Below are 21,302 nucleotides of genomic sequence, written 5' to 3' on the forward strand. Positions count from 1 at the left end.
TCGACAAAAAGAATAATAAAATAAACATTTATTTTTGTAATTATGAGAAACAACAAACTAATACAAAACAGCATGAAAACATTTACGAACAAAAAACTATTAGTTGTAGCTTCAATTTTCGCAACAACTGTTTCTGTGCAAGCACAGTACCTACGTACATCTTATTTCATGGAGGGCGCCAGCACTCGTGTTCAGATGAACCCAGGACTACAACCTACCAGAGGTTACTTAAATCTGCCTCTTATAGGTAACTTTAATGTATCTGCCAACACAAATTCCTTGGGGATAAACGACTTCATAGATATAACAAAAGACGGTAATGATTTTCTTAGTAACAATACGCTATACAATTCTTTACAGCAAGACAATCGACTAAATATGAACCTAAATGCCAATCTTCTTTCTTTCGGATGGTACAAGGGAAAAAACTTTTGGTCTTTCAATGCTGGCTTACGTATGGATATAGGTGCACAGATAAACAAAGACATGTTCACAATGATGAGAAACATGAATGGCTTTGACATTGAAAGTGTTGCCGGTAGCAAGCAAAGCTACAAAATGGGAAATCAGTCTATAAATATGAATGCATATGCAGAAGTAGGATTAGGACTATCAAGAAGAATTACCGAAAAACTTACTGTAGGTGCAAGAGCTAAAGTTTTATTGGGACTTGCCCGTACTGAAGTAAACATCGAACAGTTTGACCTTGACCTAGATATACCGGAAATACCAAACACTAGTAACATGACTCAGGAGGAAATGAAAAATTATGAGTTCAGCGAACAGGACTGGTATGGAAAAGGGTATAGTTATAACGCAAAAGCAAATGTAGTGACTACCCTAAAAGGTGGCGGTATGACTTTCGATGACAACAACATGATCAACGGTTTTGATCTTGATGCCAGCAGTTTCGGAATAGCAGGTGCAGGTTTCGGTGTAGACCTTGGAGCTAGTTACAGTATTTTCAGCAACCTTACTGTTTCAGCTGCCATTCTTGATCTTGGAGTAATGAAATGGAATAAAAGCAATACAACCATAGCCAAAGTCGAAGGTGAAGAAAACGTTATAATAAATGAAAATAACTATGAACAATATATAGGTGGAGACTTGCTGTCACTAGACCGTTTCGACTTCAAAAAAGAGGAAGAAGCAGACTACAAATCAAGTACAAAACTGGCAAGTACAATACTCCTTGCTGCTGAATACGGCTTAATGAACAATAAACTTAGCGTAGGTGCTATATATTCATCACGTTTTGTTCAACCAAAAACACAAACAGAATTGACATTCCTTGCTACATTGCGTCCATCAAATATATTTAATGCAGCAGTAAGCTATTCTCCAATCCTTTCAGGAGGTAAGTCATTCGGTTTGGCACTGAAACTTGGTCCGATCTTCGCCGGTACAGACTATATGTACTTTGGTGGAAACTCAAAAACTATAAATGCTTTCATTGGATTTTCTCTTCCTCTTGGAGCAAAACGCAAACCATTTGCAGAACTCTAAATAGACCGATTCTTTTTATTTCAACACCTGCCGTAAGATTGATTTGCGACAGGTGTTTTTTTATTTATATGCCATAATATAGAAATTTCCAATGTGTAACACATTAATATAAAAGAAAGAGTTGAATCTTTTGTATTGAATTTTCAAACAACTTTTATTAATTTTGCAACCGATTATACTCTTAAGTATTCACAAACTCAAAAACTTAAAAAACTAAAAACTCAAAATAACAATCATGGAATTAGCAAGTAAGTACAATCCCGCAGATGTGGAAGGGAAATGGTACCAGTATTGGCTGGACAACAAACTTTTCAGTTCTAAACCGGACGGACGCGAACCATATACCGTCGTAATCCCACCTCCTAATGTGACAGGAGTGCTCCACATGGGACATATGCTTAACAATACTATACAGGATATCCTCGTACGTCGTGCCCGCATGATGGGCAAAAACGCATGCTGGGTTCCGGGTACAGACCACGCATCTATTGCTACAGAAGCTAAAGTTGTAAACAAGCTGGCCCAACAGGGAATAAAGAAAACAGACCTGACAAGAGAAGAATTCCTGAAACATGCATGGGAATGGACTCACGAACACGGAGGTATCATCCTAAAACAGTTGCGTAAGCTTGGTGCTTCATGCGACTGGGACCGCACAGCCTTCACTATGGACGAAGAAAGAAGCAAGAGCGTAATAAAAGTATTCGTTGATCTTTACAACAAGGGACTTATTTACCGCGGTGTACGTATGGTAAACTGGGATCCAAAAGCTCTTACAGCTCTTTCTGACGAAGAGGTTATCTATAAGGAAGAACACAGCAAACTTTTCTACCTGAGATATAAGGTTGAAGGCGATGCTGAAGGACGTTATGCTGTAGTTGCCACTACACGTCCGGAAACAATCATGGGTGATACTGCAATGTGTATCAATCCTAACGACCCTAAGAACGAATGGTTGAAGGGTAAGAAAGTGATTGTTCCATTGGTGAACAGAGTAATCCCTGTAATAGAAGATGATTATGTAGATATAGAATTCGGTACAGGATGTCTGAAAGTGACTCCTGCACACGATGTGAACGACTACATGCTTGGTGAAAAATACAACCTGCAGTCTATAGACATATTCAATGACAACGGTACTATCAGCGAGGCTGCCGGAATGTATGTTGGCATGGACCGTTTCGACGTTCGCGAACAGATAGAAAAAGACCTTGCAGCAGCAGGTCTGCTTGAAAAAGTTGAAGCATACAACAATAAGGTTGGTTTCTCTGAACGTACAAACGTTGCCATCGAACCTAAGCTGTCAATGCAGTGGTTCCTCAAGATGAAACACTTTGCAGATATGGCATTACCACCTGTAATGAACGACGAACTGAAATTCTATCCTGCAAAATATAAGAACACCTACAAATACTGGATGGAGAACATCAAGGACTGGTGTATCAGCCGTCAGTTATGGTGGGGACACAGAATCCCTGCTTACTTCTTGCCTCAAGGTGGATTTGTAGTTGCAGAAACAGCTGAAGAAGCATTGAAACTTGCCATCGAAAAGACAGGAAACAATGATATGAAGATAGAAGACCTACGCCAGGATGAAGATTGTCTGGACACATGGTTCTCTTCATGGTTGTGGCCTATCTCTCTGTTCGACGGTATAAACAATCCGGGCAACGAGGAAATAAAATACTACTACCCTACAGCTGACCTTGTAACCGGCCCGGACATTATCTTCTTCTGGGTAGCACGTATGATTATGGCAGGATATGAATACATGGGCGACATGCCTTTCAAGAACGTATATTTCACAGGTATCGTACGTGACAAAATAGGCCGCAAGATGTCCAAGTCACTCGGTAACTCACCAGACCCACTTGAACTGATTGAGAAATACGGTGCAGACGGTGTACGTATGGGTATGATGCTTGCTGCACCTGCAGGAAACGACATTCTGTTTGACGACGCTCTCTGCGAACAGGGACGCAACTTCAACAACAAGATATGGAATGCATTCCGTTTGGTTAAGGGATGGAACGTAGAAGGTAACGAACAGCCTGAATACGCACGTCTGGCTACAGAATGGTTCGAAGCCATGCTTGCAAAAACTACAGCCGAAGTGAACGACTTGTTTGGTAAATATCGTCTGAGCGAAGCTCTTATGGTGGTTTACAAACTGTTCTGGGACGAATTCTCAAGCTGGTACCTTGAAATGGTGAAACCTACATACGGACAGCCTATAGACAGTGTGACTTACGAAAAGACTCTTGGTTTCTTCGATACATTGCTCAAACTTCTGCATCCGTTCATGCCATTCATCACTGAAGAGTTGTGGCAGCATATCTACGACCGTAAGGATGGAGAAAGTATCATGACTCAGACTCTTGCAATGCCTGAAACTTACAATGAAGCTATCATCAACAAGTTTGAGGCTGTAAAAGAAGTAATCGGTGGTATCCGTACTATCAGACTTCAGAAGAACATAGCTCAGAAAGAGGCTCTGAATCTTGAAGTAGTAGGTGAGAATCCTGTTGCAGACTTCAATGCTGTAATAGAGAAATTGTGTAACCTGTCTGAAATAGCACAAGTAAATGCAAAAGCAGAAGGTGCAGCTTCGTTCATGGTTGGTACAACTGAATATGCAGTTCCATTAGGCAACCTTATCAACGTGGAAGAAGAATTGAAGAAACTTGAAGCTGACTTGAAATATCAGGAAGGATTCCTAATGAGCGTAATGAAGAAACTAAGCAACGAGAAGTTTGTAAGTAAGGCCCCAGCTAACGTTATTGAAATGGAACGTAAGAAACAGGCTGATGCAGAAACTAAAATTGCTGCTTTAAAAGAAAGCATTGCCGCTCTGAAAAAATAACCACTGAACGGTGAATGAACACTATATGAACGAAAAAAGAACAGCTTTGGGCTGTTCTTTTTTTATGTTCAAGAGCTTTTAAACGCTATTTAAATGGTGTTTAAAAAGTGCTTAAAAAGAATTTCACATCAGTGTGGCATAACTCATTTTGCGTTTATCAAGCGTTCACCGGACGTTCACTGGGCAACAATTAAAACAGATTTTATCTTATATGATGCAATTTAATCACTTCACCCAATTCAGGAATTATCACATCCATTTTTCTCTTCTCTGCCTCAGCTGCAAAGACATGAGGAGGATCAAATAATGGTTCATCGGAAAGATCAAACGTACCATAATGCATAGGAATCGTCACCCTAGCCTGCATCTCGGCCGAGGCAGTTAAGGCATCATAAGGAGATATGTGATTAGGTTTCATAAACCATCGAGGTTTATAAGCTCCGATACCTATCATACAGTAATCTATATGTGGGAAGATATCTGGCAGTTCCTTAAAATGATGTGCATAACCTGTATCACCACTATTATAGATTGTTATACCATCAGCCTGTATCATAAATGCACCCCAAAGACGCTCCCCACCATCACTGACACCTCTTTTACTCCAATGCTGTGCCGGAAGAAATGTCAGACAAAGTTCACCATCCTTATGCTGTTGATACCATCCAGCCTCTATGACTTCCATTTTGGGGAACCATCCTTTTATCAACTCTCCAGTACCTATACCACAAAACAACTTCATTCCCGGATTTGCTAAAAACAAACGTGCTACACTTGGTTTGTCAAGATGATCGAAATGATCATGACTGATAAGAAGGTAATCTATATTTGTGAATATTGAAGGGTTAGCAGGAAAAGCACTCCGGCGTTTCACAAAAGGAATACTCCCAAAAACAGGATCAATCATAAATCGTTTGCCACACAACTGCAAAAAGAAAGAATTATGTCCGAGCCATATTAAAGAATTACCCGTCACAGCATCAAGATTATGAAGGTATCTGACGTTAGGGTTCCACTTTATTGTACGTTTCTCTTTTCTTTGAGGATTAGGCGAGAATCTCCATTTCAATACACTTCCCATACCTGGACGCCATCTGTGCTGACGATTAAAAAATTTACCTTTTACAGAAGGATTTCCTCGCCATCTAGGATTTACAGTATGTAGCTGCTCATTTCTTCTGAAAGTTATCCTCTCTCCCATAACATTTCGTTTAAATATATAACAAAAGTCGGGGAAAGGTTACAAAAATTAAACATAACCTTACCCCGACTATCTTAATATTGCCCATTATTTTTCTAAAAGGTCTTTTAAAAAGGCGTCAAGTTCTTCATCAAGCCCTTTTAAAAGTTCATCATTAAGCAATAATGTATCTTCGTCATCTACAAGCATTAATTCTGCTACTGTTTCTTTATCTTCGTCTACCAATACAAATGAATATGGTTTAAGTAAAGACAATTTGTCAAAATATCCCTGATCGTTCAATGCTATTATTTCTGAACGTAGAACGGATTCAACTTCTTTCATGAAATCTTCAGAATCACATTCCACCCACTCATCTATAATGGTACGTGCCAATTCCTCATCATCATCGTTAAATATCAAAAGTTCACCACTATCTTGCTTGGGTAGTAAATGAATATCTGTTACTACAGAATTTTCATCTCCTGACACATATCTGCATAATGCTTCTCTTATGGATGAAGATATAGCTACACGTGTATTTTCACTAACATTCATAGGCATAAAATATTTATTACCTCAAAATTACTAAAAATTATAATGTTTCAAAATAAACAGGTCAAAAAATGTTATTGAACCGCCCCATTTGAACATTAAGCTTACCAAATTCTGCTTTCCTTTTTATAAATTGAGTTATATAATACTTTAGGACCATCTCTTCTTCCGAACCTGACTTCACACAATCTGATGCCATATTAAGCCATTTTTCGGCATTATCCATATCACCGGTCATTTCATATGAAAGAGCTATATTATATGCAGCTCTGAACTTTGTATCACCTTTTTTCTGGCGATTATAGACCTGCGTCCATAATTCGCGTGCTGACTCCCAATTACCTTCGTTTACATAGACACCGGCATCACGCATTTCAACCCCTCCTCCATCAAAATACAGTCTATTTACTGTTTGCCAATAAGGGACTATTTTATTGCACATGACAGACGAAGCATGTCTTGTAGCTTCCTGAATTATTTCTTTCTCTGAAATTCTATATGCTAAGTCAAAATATAACGAATCTGTATCTGTAAGCTCTACCAAAGGTCTCTGTCTTCCCGGCAGGTACAACCGTACAACGGGAGTAACTTGAACCAGCAGCATAGGAATTGACGTATCCCACCCCGGATTTGTGTATTCTTTTTTCTGCACATCCAGAAGAATCCTTTCGAAAGAGACCAACATATCTACTCCTAGCATAGAAGATAGTCTGTTCACTTCTTCAGAAGAGAGAATATTAGAATAATTGTCAGAACAAAGAGCAGAATCGCATATAACCACTTGATTAAAATATTTACTGTCTGCCAGGAATCCGGCTATAGTCTCTGCAGCTTCTTTTCCTTCAGCTTCCACCTGTCCCAAAGTAAGAATGTTTTTCTTTGCGTCAGGACGTAAAGGCATATTATTCACTACACCTACCACTGAAATTTGATAAGGGAAATTAACTTCAGCCGGAGATAATTGGTCGAAAGTAAGTGTCTGAATGGAACTACAGGATGATAGTAGAAAACTTACAGACAATACAATATATAAAATATATTTCTTCATAATATGTTCATTTATAATCACTACAAAATTAATATATTTCTGAATATTATGAAGTTAAAAGGTAAAAAGGTATAATAATAAAGGTCGTCCCTTTGTTAAGAGACAACCTTTAACGCATATATTTTATTAAAATTATTATGCCTTGCCGTGGCAGTTCTTATATTTCAATCCGCTTCCGCAAGGACATGGATCATTTCTGCCTACCGTTTTATCAGCCCTATAAGGTTCATTTTTAACCTCTCTGGTATCCTTTCCTGCAGCATTCTGCTGAGAAGCATCGTTAAGGTCTACTTTTTCTTCCTTATACTGTTGTTTTCTTGGAGCTGGTTCCGGTGCAGCCTCACGTACTTGTTCCGGCTCCTGAACTGGTATCTGACCACGCATCAATACAGAAATTGTATTATTGTTGATTTTAGCCACCATATTATCGAACAGTTTTACAGACTCAAGTTTGAAAATCAACAATGGATCCTTCTGTTCATAACTTGCATTCTGTACCGAATGTTTAAGTTCGTCCAATTCACGAAGGTTTTCTTTCCATGCTTCATCTATAGTATGAAGAAGTATAGCTTTTTCAAAAGCCTTAACAATTTCCTTCGACTCAGATTCATATGCAGCCTTCAAGTTTACAGGAATGTTGTACATACGTTTGCCATCTGTAATAGGAATCATAATGTTTTCATACATCTGGCCTTGATTTTCATATACCTGCTTGATTACTGGGTTAGCAATCAGTGCCATACGTTCAGTCTTGCGCTTGAATATTTCCATTGCAGCATCGAATGTTCTTTCAGTAAGCTCATTCTTATCCTTCGATGTAAATTCATCTTCTGTAAAAGGAATTTCCATAGCAAGTGTCTGAAGTATCTCCATTTTAGCTTCAGAGTAAGTGGCCATATCAAGAGCGTTTGCACAACGTTCCCAAATCATATTCACGATATCCATACCGATACGTTCACCCATCAACGCATGACGACGCTTTGTATAAACCACATTACGCTGTTTGTTCATCACATCATCGTATTCAAGCAGACGTTTACGAATACCGAAGTTGTTTTCTTCAACCTTTTTCTGGGCGCGTTCGATTGAATTTGAAATCATCTTATGCTCGATCATCTCCCCTTCTTTAAATCCAAGCTTATCCATTACAGTAGCTATACGGTCAGAAGAGAACAGACGCATCAAATCATCTTCAAGAGAAACAAAGAAAACAGAAGAACCCGGGTCACCCTGACGTCCGGCACGACCACGTAACTGACGGTCTACACGACGTGATTCATGGCGCTCAGTACCGATAATAGCCAAACCTCCTGCTGCCTTAACTTCATCGCTCAACTTGATATCTGTACCACGACCAGCCATGTTTGTAGCAATAGTTACTGTACGTCCCAAACCGGCTTTAGCCACGATATCAGCTTCTTTCTGATGCAATTTTGCATTAAGAACGTTATGTTCAATCTTACGAAGGGTAAGCATCTTACTCAGCATTTCAGATATTTCAACTGATGTAGTACCGACCAATACTGGACGTCCCATTTCAACCATCTTTTCAATCTCTTCGATTACCGCCTTATATTTTTCACGTTTAGTCTTATAAACACGGTCGTTCATATCCTTACGTGCTATAGGGCGGTTGGTAGGAATAGTTACTACATCGAGTTTGTAAATATCCCAAAATTCACCTGCCTCTGTTTCTGCTGTACCTGTCATACCAGACAGTTTGTGATACATACGGAAGTAGTTCTGAAGAGTGATAGTAGCAAATGTCTGTGTAGCAGCTTCTACTTTTACGCCTTCCTTAGCTTCGACAGCCTGGTGTAATCCATCGCTCCAACGACGACCATCCATGATACGGCCTGTCTGCTCGTCTACAATTTTAACCTGACCATCCATAACGACATAGTCAGTATCCTTTTCGAACATTGTATACGCTTTAAGAAGCTGATTAATTGTATGAACGCGTTCAGACTTGATAGCATAGTTAGTCATCAGCTCGTCTTTCTTTGCAAGCTTTTCTTCGTCTGAAAGAGAAGTTTCATTTTCAAGTTCAGACAGCTGTGCTGCAATATCAGGAAGAACAAAGAGTGTAGGATCCTGAGAATTACCAGTGATGAGTTCAATACCTTTATCAGTCAGGTCAGCGCTCTTCATCTTTTCATCAACTACGAAATATAGAGGCTCTACAGCTTCAGGCATACGTTTGTTATTTGCCTCCATATAGATAGCCTCTGTCTTCAACATTCCGGCCTTGATACCCGGTTCGCTTAGGAACTTTATAAGAGGCTTGTTCTTTGGAAGAGCTTTATGGCTACGGAACAAAGAAAGGAATCCTTCTTCCACTTCCTCTTTCTTGTCAGAAGCGATAAGACGTTTGGCATCTGCCAGATATTGTGTAGCAAGTTTACGCTGAGCCTCAACCAAACGTTCTACCAACGGACGAAGAACCTCGAACAACTGCTGGTCGCCTTTTGGAACAGGACCTGAAATAATAAGAGGAGTACGTGCATCATCAATCAATACAGAGTCCACCTCATCGACAATAGCGTAATTATGTTTGCGCTGTACAAGGTCTTTAGGACTGTTTGCCATATTGTCACGCAGATAGTCGAAACCAAATTCGTTGTTAGTACCGAATGTAATATCGGCCATATAAGCACGACGACGTGCTGCTGAGTTCGGCTGATGTTTATCAATACAGTCGACGCTCAATCCATGAAACATATAGAGAGGTCCCATCCACTCGGAGTCACGTTTTGCAAGATAGTCATTGACAGTAACCACATGTACACCGTTACCAGTCAACGCATTAAGGAATACAGGCAATGTAGCCACAAGAGTCTTACCTTCACCTGTTGCCATTTCCGCAATCTTACCCTGATGAAGAACTACACCACCAAAGAGCTGTACATCGTAGTGTATCATTCCCCATTTCATATCGTTACCGCCTGCTACCCAATGGTTCTTCCAGATGGCCTTGTCGCCTTCTATACGTACAAAGTCTTTTCCCATTGCCGCCAGTTCACGGTCGAAATCAGTAGCAGTAACTTCTATTTCTTCGTTCTGTGTGAAACGTCTTGCTGTATCTTTAACTATAGAGAAGGCAACCGGAAGAACATCATTAAGAGCTTTCTCGTATTTATCAAGAACTTCTTTTTCCAGCTTATCTATCTGTGCAAAGATTGGTTCACGTTTTTCGATATCAGTAGTTTCGATTGTAGCCTTCAGTTCTTCAATCTTTTTGTTTTCCTCTACGGCGGAATCTTTTATATACTTCTTTAATTCTTCCGTCTTGGCACGCAATTCATCATTACTCAGCTTCTCTATTTCCGGGTATGCAGCTTTAATCTTTTCTACCCAAGGCTGAATTTCCTTCATGTCACGAGAAGCCTTGTTCCCGAACAACTTGCTTATAAATTCATTAAATCCCATTATATATTTATTTTTTATTTTCTGATTAATTGCCGTTAAATATGTTCAACAGCGTACAAAGATAATTAAAAACACTCAAAAAGCAGAAAACACGGACATTTATTTACGTATTCCCGTCAACGGAGCTACAACGCAGGCATTAGGAGCTCTGATACGCATAAAATGTGCTAAAGTAGGTGATACAGCAGCTACTTTTACAGGTGAGTATAGAATCTCCGGTTTTATATTATAGCCGAAAAAGAAAATTGGAACAGAAGCGTAGGCTTCTCTTTCCACTCTGGTATTATTTGAAAACTCATCTACTACTTTCCATCCTGGCATTATTTCAATATACAGATCTCCTGAACATTTATTAGTAAATGAATTTCTTATTTTATCTATTTTAGGATCCCAAGCACCTAAAAGAAGACGTTGCGAAGAATAAGCTGCACGTATACCACTCATCTGGACTATAAATTCAGACGAACGTGTCATAACCTCTGTAAGATTTAACTCTTTGTCTTCTATCAGTTTATGATTTAAATAAATCTGATTACCATAATACGTCTCGACATATTGCCCCTGTCCATAAATAGCCATCAGATACATATTGAGAAGAGCGGAACAACGTTTAAGATGGAATTCTCCGGTAGGAATTCTATATTCTGGCAAATCCTCTGGTTCAGGGGTACGATATCCTGTAGACGTTATAAAAAAAAGTGTATTCTTCAGCCCTACCTTGCGATCAACCATATCCAGTAGATCACCGATACTGTTATCCAACCGCACATACATATCCTGTATTTCCATTGCATATTCAGCATCAGGCTTGCCATCGTAATTTCCAGCATAATATCCCAAAGTCAATAAATCAGGTGTATCATCCAATCCTGCATTGGTATTATCGAGAAATACATTTACCAATTTGTTCACCTCATCATTAGCATAAGGACTTGTCTTGAACTTCTTATACTTAAAAAGACGTTCATCTGTAAAATTATGCTTGAATGTTATCTGTTTAGAATCAGTAGTTATATATTTATATGCAGTAACCGGCAAATAAGGTCCCCACGTAATCTGATCAATTCTAAAATCAAGTCCGTTGCGGTCATTAAAGTTTGAAACCCACTCTGGGAAAGCTCCATAATAAGTAGTTCCACTCCATTTTCCTGTTTCATCATTTATCCAGAAAGCCCCTTTTGCCGCATGTCCTGCCCCCATTACTGCCATCTCCTTAGTTGGTGCAATTGAATAAACATGAGCCATGCCTTTAGTTGCAACCATAAGTTCATCAGCCAGATTAGAGACACTTAAGTGTTGTGGAGATGTATTTTCAGAAGTATATATCCCCATATACGACTTATCATCTACACTTTTAACCAAGCATAATGAATTTCTATCCATCCAACTATTGCCAACTATACCATTATAATAAGGAGTTGTTCCTGTATATATAGAGGCTACTGACGATGATTGATCCGGTTTTATAAAATCATATTCACCATTCATATATACACGTCCTTCCTTGAAGAGACGTTTAAATCCTCTTTCTCCATACATAGCAGAGAATGCTTCAATGTAATCAGTCCGCAACTGGTCTATAGTCAATCCTATGACCAGCTTAGGTACAGCAGGAACATTCTGTGCATTAATTCCTGATATTACTATAGCTGTTATTAGAGATGTTATTAATCGTTCTTTCATTTCCATTTTTTATAAACAATCATATGGCTCAAAGCATTACACCACAATCCACATGCCAAAGGTAATACCGAAACATTAAAATATTGTGGCATAATCGGAAAGAGTAGCATAAATAATGTTAAATAACTTAGATTTATAATATGATATATATCTTTTATACGCTTTACATCTTTATAAAGCATAAAAGGTAAGTAAACAAGCGGAATAGGGTTTAGCAACAATATCATCCAATTGGAATCTACAGTAGGATGAACAGAAAAGAAAAACAGAAAAGCTATTATACACCCAGATGTGCCCTGTATGAAATACAAAACCAAATCCCACCACCAAAAAATTTTCTTTCCACTGATTTGAAATATTGCTACAATAACATTTATCAGCAAAAAGGCAATAGAACAAAATACAGGACTTAGAGGAAAAGAATCCACAGGTTTTACTTCGTCCGCTTCAACTATTACTTCTTCAGAAGAAACAAATGGTCTTACATTTCCTACAGAATCCTCTATAACAGCTTTTTGAGCAAAATCATGCATATAAAATGGAGAAAACATCTGTTGTCTGACAGTTATATTTTTATCAGCTTGAGCTCCTAAACATAAATCAATACCGAATCCTTCCCAGTCAAAACCATCGGTATATTCATGTACAATACTACGAAAAGTTTTATCTTCCGAAGCATCTGGATAAACAACTCTGCCATTTATACTTTGCTCAATTCTATCACGAGCCCTAGTCGTACAATTATCATAAAAATAATTATATCGATATACGCGATTTTGCGGTAAGTAATTTTCTAACAGCAGCCTCTGCAAGTTAAGTTTTTCTTCTTGAGTCAGATTTATAACCTGCTGGTATACGGCAGATCCTCTGAATTTGTATTCTGATTCAAAATAACGAAACTCGGTTACCCCCAGCTGATAATCTGTTTCTCCTTTCACAAATCTATATATAAAATTAGGTGCAGAGAAACTAAACATGCCATAGTTGAAAACCAAATCACGCTTTTGTGTAAAATTCTGATATCTTATTGCTGTATGTCCAAAGAGAGAATATATTTCCGTTCCGGGAGAACAAGTCAGCAAGCTAAACTGAATGCTATCCTGCCTTTGTGCATATGATTTCATACACAACAAAAACATAAATATGGAGAATAGGACTCTTATTCTATTTTTAAACATAGTTTTCAAATGTATACTTTTGTAATTTCCGCCGCAAAAATAAGACTAATTATCTATAAATATGAAACAAAACATCTATTTTATTGCAATTATTACCCATTTTTTCTTTTACTTTGCAAGCAATAATTAAATTATATATTGTGAATTTAATAATAGACATTGGAAATACGGTAGCCAAACTTGCTGTTTTTGATGGAGATGAACAGGTTGAAATACTTCGAGGATCGAACCATTCTTTAGATTGTATAAAAATATTATGCAATAAATATCCTATCGACAAATGTATTATTGCATCAGTTATAACTATAAGTAATACAATAAAAAGACAATTGGCTAATGTTGATTTTCCGGTACTGATCTTAAACCATGAAACTCCGATACCGATAATCAACAAATACAAAACTCCTGAAACGTTAGGTATGGACAGATTGGCTGCTGTGGTAGGAGCCAATTATCTTAAGCCAAACAGAGACATACTTGTAATAGATGCAGGGACAGCCCTAACATATGAGTTCATAGACAAAGATGCTATATATTGGGGAGGTAACATATCTCCAGGAATTTATACCCGATTCAAGTCGTTGAGTGCATGCTGCGACAAATTGCCTCTTATAGAAAAAAGCGGTGATCTCCCAGAGATGGGATATAACACTGAAACGGCAATTAGAGCAGGTGTAATAAAAGGTATAGAATACGAGATTAAAGGTTATATTTCTCAAATGCATGAAAAATATCCCGATCTTTTAGTTTTTTTAACTGGCGGAGATAAATTTTCTTTTGATACAAATTTAAAAAGTATCATCTTTGCAGATAGATTTTTAGTATTAAAAGGTTTAAACAGAATATTGAATTATAATGTCAACTAAAAAAGTACTTATTAGCGCTTTATTTGCAACTGCCCATATCATTGCATTTGCACAATCCAGCACTAACTCTCCATATACAAGATTCGGATTTGGAGACTTGTATGATCAAGTCTTTACCAATAATGCTGCTATGGGAGGAGTAGGTAACGCCCTACGCTCAAGCAGACATATAAATACAATGAATCCCGCATCTTATACATCAGTTGATTCACTGTCATTCATGTTTGATATCGGTTTCAGCATGAAAAGTTCCAACTATAAGGAAGGAAATATTAAATCAAATGCAAGAAACTCAAGTTTTGATTACCTTGCAATGCAATTTCGTTTACATCCAAGAATAGGAATGGTTATTGGTTTCACTCCATTTTCCACTGTTGGATATAATTTCAGTACAAGCGATTATGCATCAAACAGCAATAGCGTCTCAGTTACAAACACTTATTTTGGAGATGGCGGTACAAATGTAGTTTTCGCCGGATTGGGATTTAAGATATTAGACAATTTATCAATAGGTGGTAATATTGGCTATCTATATGGTAAACATGAATACACTACTACAGCAACATTAAGCAATGGCGGTGATTATACAATAAACTTTAGAAATCTGAAAGTTAAAAGCTATAAACTCGATCTTGGCTTACAATACACCCAGCCAGTTAATAAAGACAATTATATTACTCTAGGTCTGACATATGGATTAGGACATAATTTGAAGTCTACAGAAAGCATAGGAACACAAGTCACAGATGGTAATACATATACATCAACGACATCAAACACTTTCTACGACGGATATGGAATTCCATCAACATACGGAGTTGGCCTGTCATACCAGCACAAGGATAGACTGACTGTTTGTTTGGATTATACGATGCAGGAGTGGTCTAAAGTCAATTTATCCAACAAAGCAGGAATGTACAACAACCGAAGCAAGATAGCAGCAGGAATCGAATACACCCCAAATCAGATTGGCCGTAACTTCTTGCAAAGAATCTCTTACAGGGCAGGAGTATATTATACCACTCCATACATTAAAATACCAGACAATAGTGAAGCCACATCCTATTCGGACGGAGCCAGAGAGATTGGAGTTGGAGCAGGTTTCGGTTTTCCTCTGTCTTTATTTCAAAGAAAAACAATGTTAAGCATAACAGGCCAATACATAAACCTTTCGCCAAGCAATACAAATCTGATGTCTGAAAACAGATTTGTATTGAAAATAGGGTTAACTTTAAATGAACCTTGGTTTATGAAATGGAGAGTCAACTAAAATTTAAAAAGTACACAATAAACAATTAAATTAATATACGATGAGAATGAAGATGTTTACAATGCTTTGTGCCATGACATTAGGTACAGCAGCAACTTTTGCTCAAAAAGGAGTAGAAGACGGTTCTAGATTTGGACATGGAGAAGACAGTATCCGTTGTCTTCAGAACATCAGTATTTATACTGAATACGTTAAAACAGACAATTTCAAGGATGCATACACACCTTGGAAAGCAGTATTCACAGAAGCTCCATTTGCACAGGTTGGTACATACACTAATGGTGCAAAAATACTTCGTGGATTAATACAAAGCACAAAAGATGCAGCTCAACAAAAAGCATATCTTGACGAGCTGATGGCTGTTCATGATCAACGCATCAAATATCTTGACAAACTTAACAAGTTGGTTAGATCAAAAACTACTGAAGGTTCAATCATTGGAATGAAAGTTCATGACTATATTGTATTTTCAGGAAAAAACCTTGATATAAACCAAGCTTATGAATGGGCAAAGCAAGGTATCAGCATGGAAAAAGACAAATCAGATTATTTCATGTTCCTGGACATGATGGATATGTCTTCTCGCAAACTAAAAGCAGACGAAACTCACAAAGAGCAGTTCATACAAGACTATCTGACAGTTTCAGGCTATGCAGATGCTGCTTACAAGGCTGAGAAAAAGGAAAAAATGAAAAATCTCCTTAAGACAACAAAAGATAACGTTGATGCATACTTTATAAACAGTGGTGCTGCATCATGCGAAAATTTGCAGTCTATTTATGGTCCTAAGGTTGCACAGAACAAAACTAATCTGGAATATCTAAAACAGGTTATCTCTGTTATGCAACTTTTGAAGTGTACAGAAGAAGAAGCATACTTTGAAGCATCAGAAGCTGCACATGCCATCGAACCAACAGCTGCAACAGCTGCCGGATGCGGTTACATGTACTACAAGAAAGGTGACTTGGACAAGAGTATAGGATATTTCGATCAGGCAATCGAACTGGAACAGGACCCATTGAAAAAAGCAGAATACTGCTACAATGCTGGTGTTATCCTTTTCAGCAAAAAACAGTTGAGCCGTGCTAAACAGTATTGCAACAAAGCTATCTCTTTCAATAACAACTATGGTGATGCTTATATACTTATTGCACAAATGTATGCATCAAGTCCTAACTGGAGCGATGAATCAGCTTTGAACAAATGTACTTTCTTTGCTGTTATCGACAAACTTCAGCGTGCTAAGAGTGTAGACCCAAGCGTTGCAGAAAAAGCAAACGAACTTATCAGAACATATTCTGCATATACTCCAAAAGACGAAGACTTGTTCTTCCTTGGTTTGAGCAAGGGTCACACAGTTACTATCGGAGGATGGATTGGCGAAACAACAACAATCAGATAATTAAATATGTCATATAGACACATCTTTTTCAAAACAAAATACTTCATAAGCATAACAGTTGCCGCATGGGCAACTGTTATGTTTCTTTTTTTTCCTTCATGCGGCAGTAAAGATAAAAAACTGGCAGACGCTATTGATGAAAAAGACTCACTCCCTGATATGTATACCACAGGTGTCACCTCATATGTATCGGATTCGGGAATGATAAGGTATAAAATCGTAACGGATGAATGGTTAGTATTCACCAAGAAAGATCCCCCATATTGGGCTTTCGAAAAAGGACTGTATCTGGAAAAATTTGACTCACTATTCAGAGTTGATGCAAGTATAAAAGCCGATACAGCATACTATCATGAGAAAAAAGAGATATGGGAGCTGAGAGGAAATGTGCATATTCAAAATCAGTTAGGTGATAAATTTGATACTGAACTTCTGTTTTGGGACCAGGCTAAAGAACGCATTTATTCCGATAAATTCATCAGAATAGAACAAGAAGACAAGATACTGACCGGTTATGGTTTCGATTCAAATCAGGAAATGACAGAATATGAAATTTTTACACCTACAGGAATATTTACCGTAGAAGATACAGCTCCTGCAGATACCACTAACACCTCGAAATCTGTTATGGACAAGTAATTGGTTTATAAAGCACCATATTTGTCTTGCTTAATACTATTATTATAAACAAATGGGTATAATCATAGAACTTATAATAACAATGGCATTTTCTGCATTCTTTTCCGGAATGGAGATTGCTTTTGTATCATCAAACAAGCTTAGATTCGAAATGGAGAAGGCTAATAACTTCTCTACAAAAATTTTGACCGTATTCTACAAGAATCCCAACAATTTCATATCAACCATGTTGGTAGGAAACAATATCGCACTTGTCATATACGGTATACTGATGGCAGAAATAATAGAACAACATTTGCTGGCTGGTATAATTACAAACGAAGCTTTACTGGTGGTTACACAAACTATCATTTCTACACTAATAATTCTCATTACAGGAGAATTTATGCCAAAAACTTTGTTCAAGATAAATCCCAACTTCACACTAAAGATATTCTGTATACCTACTTATCTGTGTTATCTGGTATTATACCCTATCAGCAGATTTTCGGCTATGCTGTCGACTGCCATTTTAAGGCTGGCCGGAAAAAAAATCAAAAAAGAAGATAGTGAAAAGGCTTTTTCGAAAGTAGACTTGGATTACCTGATTGAAAGTAGTATTGACGACAATGTAAAAGAGAATGAAATAGAGCCAGAAATTCAAATATTCCGCAATGCACTTGATTTTTCGAATATTAAAGTGAAAGACTGCATGATACCAAGAACTGAAATCATTGCTGTGGAAACCGGGACTCCGAAAGAAGAAATAATGAAGGTCTTTATTGATAGCGGATTAAGTAAGATCATTGTATTCAGAGATAATATTGATAATATTATAGGCTACATTCATTCGTCTGAAATGTTCAATACTCACGATGAATGGGGAAATAACATCAAATCAATACCTGTAGTTCCGGAAAGTATGAGTGCAAACAAGCTTATGAAACTTCTGATGCAACAGAAAAAATCTCTTGCAGTAGTAGTCGACGAATTTGGAGGAACATCCGGAATAATTGCATTGGAAGATCTGGTAGAAGAACTATTAGGGGATATTGAAGACGAACACGATAATAAGAATACCATAGCTAAAGCTCTAAGCGATAACGAATACATATTGTCTGGCAGGTTGGAAATAGAAGAGATAAACGAGAAATTCAATCTTGATTTACCCGAAAGCGATGAATACCAAACCTTGGGCGGACTAATCATTAACGAATTTCAAAGAATACCTAAACCGCACGAAAACATAGTAATCGACCATTTTCAGTTCAATATTATCAAAGCCACTAATACAAAAATAGAATTGGTAAAACTGAAAATACAGAAATAAGCATTTTTTTCTACAGAAAATAGCAACTCAAAAACATTTTTCGTATCTTCGTGCGCTAAATACAGAAAAACAATAAACAAAAAATAATAATTTTAAATGGCAACTTTACAAACTATTAGAAGCAAAGGACCATTATTGGTCATTGTTATCGGTATTGCCCTCTTCGCTTTTATAGCAGGTGACGCTTGGAAAATATTCCAGCCACATCAGGGAAGGCAAGACATTGGAGAGATCAATGGAGAAAAAGTCTCCGCTCAGGATTATCAGAAACTGGTTGACGAATACACTGAAGTTATCAAACTGACAAACGGATTGACTTCGCTTAACGAAACTCAGCTGGCAAGTGTTAAAGACCAGGTATGGCAATCTTACGTTAACAACAAACTTATAGCAGAACAGGCTGAAGCTCTGGGGCTTACAGTTACAGATGCCGAAATTGAGGCTATCATTGACGAAGGTACTCACCCTATGCTGATGAATACTCCGTTCCGTAACCCACAAACAGGTGCATTCGACAAGGATATGTTGAAAAAGTTCCTTGTTGACTATTCTAACCTCAGCACAAGCCAGATGCCTGCACAATATGTAGAATACTACCAGACAATGGGTAACTTCTGGAACTTTGTTGAAAAGACACTCAGACAATCTGCTTTGGCTGAAAAATATCAGAATCTTATTTCAAAATCACTTATTTCAAACCCTGTATCTGCAGAAGACGCATTCAAAGCACGTACAGAACAGAGTGATTTGCTTATGGCAGCTGTTCCTTATTCATCTGTAAACGATTCGTTAGTTAAAGTTTCTGATGATGAAATCAAGAAACTTTACAATGAAAGAAAAGAACAGTTCAAGCAGTTGGCAGAAACACGCAATATCCGTTTCGTTGACGTACAGGTATTACCTTCGGATGCTGACAGAAAAGCTGTGTTGGACGAAGTTACAGAATACAGCGAACAGCTCAACAATACTACTGCTGACTACGGAACATTCGTTCGTTCAACAGGTTCGGCTGTATCATATGCTGATATCCCTGTAAACAAGTCTGTTCTTCCTTCTGACGTAGTAGCACGTCTTGACTCTATCGGTATGAACGAAGTTTTCGGCCCATACTATAGCCAGACAGACGACTCATACAATGCATTCAAAATCATAGCAAAAGTAAATGCTCCTGACTCAATACAGTTCCGTCAGATTCAGGTTTATGCTGATACAGACGAAAAAGCAAAAACTCTTACTGACAGTATTTACGATGCTATAAAGGGTGGAGCCAACTTTGAAGAAATAGCTAAAGTCTATGGTCAGACAGGCGAAGCCAACTGGATTAGCGCTTCATCATGGGAAGGCGGACAGTTGAATTCTGAAAACGAAACATTCATCAAGACACTTATAAGCCAGCCAGTTAATGAGGTTGCAAAACTGAATCTTGGTCAGGCTAACATTATTCTGCAGGTTACAAACAAAAAGAGCATGCAGGAAAAATACAAAGTGGCTGTCATCAAACGTAATGTCGAGTTCAGCAACGATACATATAATGATGCATACAACAAGTTCAGCCAGTTCGTAGCACAGAGCAACACGATAGAAGAACTCGAAAAGAATGCTGAAGAATACGGATATACTGTTATCCCACGTTCTGATTTCTCTTCTTCTGAACATTATGTAGGTGGTGTACCTTCAACAAAAGAAGTTATCCGCTGGATATTCGATGCAAAAGAAGGTGAAGTTTCTCCATTGTACGAATGTGGAAACAACGACCACATCATGGTTGTAGCTCTTGACAGAATCAATCCTGTAGGATATCGCAACATCAACTCAGTAGCAGATATGCTTCGCAGTGAAATCCGTCGCGACAAGAAAGCAGAACTTATTATGGCCGACATGAAAGCATGCACTTCTATCGACCAGGCTAAAGCTGTAAAGAACGCTGTAAGCGATACAGTTAAGCACGTAACATTCTCTGCTCCAGCTTATATCTCTATGACAAGAGGAAGTGAACCTGTAATTGGTGCAGTAGCATCTAAAACAGCAGTTAATGCAACTAGCGCTCCAGTTAAAGGTAATGCCGGTGTTTACATGGTACAGGTATTAAGCAAGGAAAACGGTAGCGAAAAACTCGATGTTAAATCAGAAGAAACAACTCTGACAAACATGTACTCAAGATTTGCTACACAATTCATAAACGACCTTTATCAGAAGGCAGAAGTGGTAGACAACCGCTACTTATACTTCTAAAAAGTACAAAAAATAATCGAGTAGGAGGTAAACATTAATCATAGGTGTTTATCTCCTATTTTCATGTTCACCGACCTCTCACACCACCGTACTTGCCGTTCGGCATACGGCGGTTCCTATTTTGGGCGCCATTCGAGATACG

14 protein-coding genes are annotated in these 21,302 nt (G+C 38.0%); 8 read left to right on the top strand and 6 right to left on the bottom strand.

Going from position 1 to position 21,302, the window contains the following annotated elements; all coding sequences use genetic code 11:
* The first annotated feature begins 72 nt into the window (after positions 1–72).
* The gene (locus I6E11_RS04415; protein ID WP_235336605.1) at positions 73–1,506 is read left to right on the top strand and encodes a DUF5723 family protein; all 1,434 of its coding nucleotides are present in this window, start codon (positions 73–75) and stop codon (positions 1,504–1,506) included.
* Positions 1,507–1,741: 235 nt separating this feature from the next.
* Positions 1,742–4,369 carry a valine--tRNA ligase gene (locus I6E11_RS04420; RefSeq protein ID WP_235336606.1) on the top strand — a complete coding sequence of 876 codons (2,628 nt, stop codon included), beginning with the start codon at positions 1,742–1,744 and terminating at the stop codon, positions 4,367–4,369.
* Positions 4,370–4,571: 202 nt separating this feature from the next.
* Here the strand turns inward: I6E11_RS04420 and I6E11_RS04425 are convergent, their stop codons facing one another.
* From I6E11_RS04425 to lnb, 6 genes are all read right to left on the bottom strand, one after another.
* Positions 4,572–5,570 carry an MBL fold metallo-hydrolase gene (locus tag I6E11_RS04425; RefSeq protein ID WP_235336607.1) on the bottom strand — a complete coding sequence of 333 codons (999 nt, stop codon included), beginning with the start codon at positions 5,568–5,570 and terminating at the stop codon, positions 4,572–4,574.
* Positions 5,571–5,657: 87 nt separating this feature from the next.
* The gene (locus tag I6E11_RS04430; protein WP_235336609.1) at positions 5,658–6,107 is read right to left on the bottom strand and encodes a hypothetical protein; all 450 of its coding nucleotides are present in this window, start codon (positions 6,105–6,107) and stop codon (positions 5,658–5,660) included.
* 61 nt (positions 6,108–6,168) lie between these two features.
* Positions 6,169–7,152 (bottom strand): DUF6340 family protein, encoded by a 984-nt coding sequence (locus tag I6E11_RS04435; protein ID WP_235336611.1) that lies wholly within the window; start codon positions 7,150–7,152, stop codon positions 6,169–6,171.
* 135 nt (positions 7,153–7,287) lie between these two features.
* Positions 7,288–10,581 carry a preprotein translocase subunit SecA gene (gene secA / locus I6E11_RS04440; protein ID WP_235336612.1) on the bottom strand — a complete coding sequence of 1,098 codons (3,294 nt, stop codon included), beginning with the start codon at positions 10,579–10,581 and terminating at the stop codon, positions 7,288–7,290.
* 99 nt (positions 10,582–10,680) lie between these two features.
* Complete coding sequence (locus I6E11_RS04445) at positions 10,681–12,264, bottom strand: alkaline phosphatase family protein (protein ID WP_235336613.1); 1,584 nt, start codon at positions 12,262–12,264, stop codon at positions 10,681–10,683.
* Entirely contained in the window at positions 12,261–13,442 is a 1,182-nt protein-coding gene (gene lnb, locus I6E11_RS04450) for a lipoprotein N-acyltransferase Lnb (protein ID WP_449500927.1), read from the bottom strand. Before lnb ends, I6E11_RS04445 begins: the two co-directional genes overlap by 4 nt.
* 140 nt (positions 13,443–13,582) lie before the next feature.
* Here lnb and I6E11_RS04455 point away from each other — a divergent pair, with 140 nt between their 5' ends.
* The 6 genes from I6E11_RS04455 (at position 13,583) to I6E11_RS04480 (ending at position 21,160) form a co-directional block, all read left to right on the top strand.
* Positions 13,583–14,308 carry a type III pantothenate kinase gene (locus I6E11_RS04455; protein ID WP_235336615.1) on the top strand — a complete coding sequence of 242 codons (726 nt, stop codon included), beginning with the start codon at positions 13,583–13,585 and terminating at the stop codon, positions 14,306–14,308.
* Entirely contained in the window at positions 14,298–15,578 is a 1,281-nt protein-coding gene (locus tag I6E11_RS04460) for a BamG family beta-barrel-assembly machinery protein (protein ID WP_235336616.1), read from the top strand. Before I6E11_RS04455 ends, I6E11_RS04460 begins: the two co-directional genes overlap by 11 nt.
* Before the next feature lie 40 nt (positions 15,579–15,618).
* Positions 15,619–16,980 carry a tetratricopeptide repeat protein gene (locus tag I6E11_RS04465; RefSeq protein WP_235336617.1) on the top strand — a complete coding sequence of 454 codons (1,362 nt, stop codon included), beginning with the start codon at positions 15,619–15,621 and terminating at the stop codon, positions 16,978–16,980.
* 6 nt (positions 16,981–16,986) lie between these two features.
* Positions 16,987–17,619, top strand: a complete 633-nt coding sequence (gene lptC, locus I6E11_RS04470) for an LPS export ABC transporter periplasmic protein LptC (protein WP_235336618.1) — start codon at positions 16,987–16,989, stop codon at positions 17,617–17,619.
* Between the two features lie 52 nt (positions 17,620–17,671).
* A complete protein-coding gene (locus tag I6E11_RS04475; protein WP_235336619.1) occupies positions 17,672–18,928 on the top strand; it encodes a hemolysin family protein in 1,257 nt (418 codons plus the stop codon).
* A 96-nt stretch (positions 18,929–19,024) separates the two neighbouring features.
* A complete protein-coding gene (locus I6E11_RS04480; protein ID WP_235336621.1) occupies positions 19,025–21,160 on the top strand; it encodes a peptidylprolyl isomerase in 2,136 nt (711 codons plus the stop codon).
* The last annotated feature ends 142 nt before the right edge of the window (positions 21,161–21,302 follow it).

This window comes from Bacteroides caecigallinarum, from assembly GCF_021531075.1.
Classification (GTDB): Bacteria; Bacteroidota; Bacteroidia; order Bacteroidales; family Bacteroidaceae; genus Phocaeicola; species Phocaeicola caecigallinarum_B.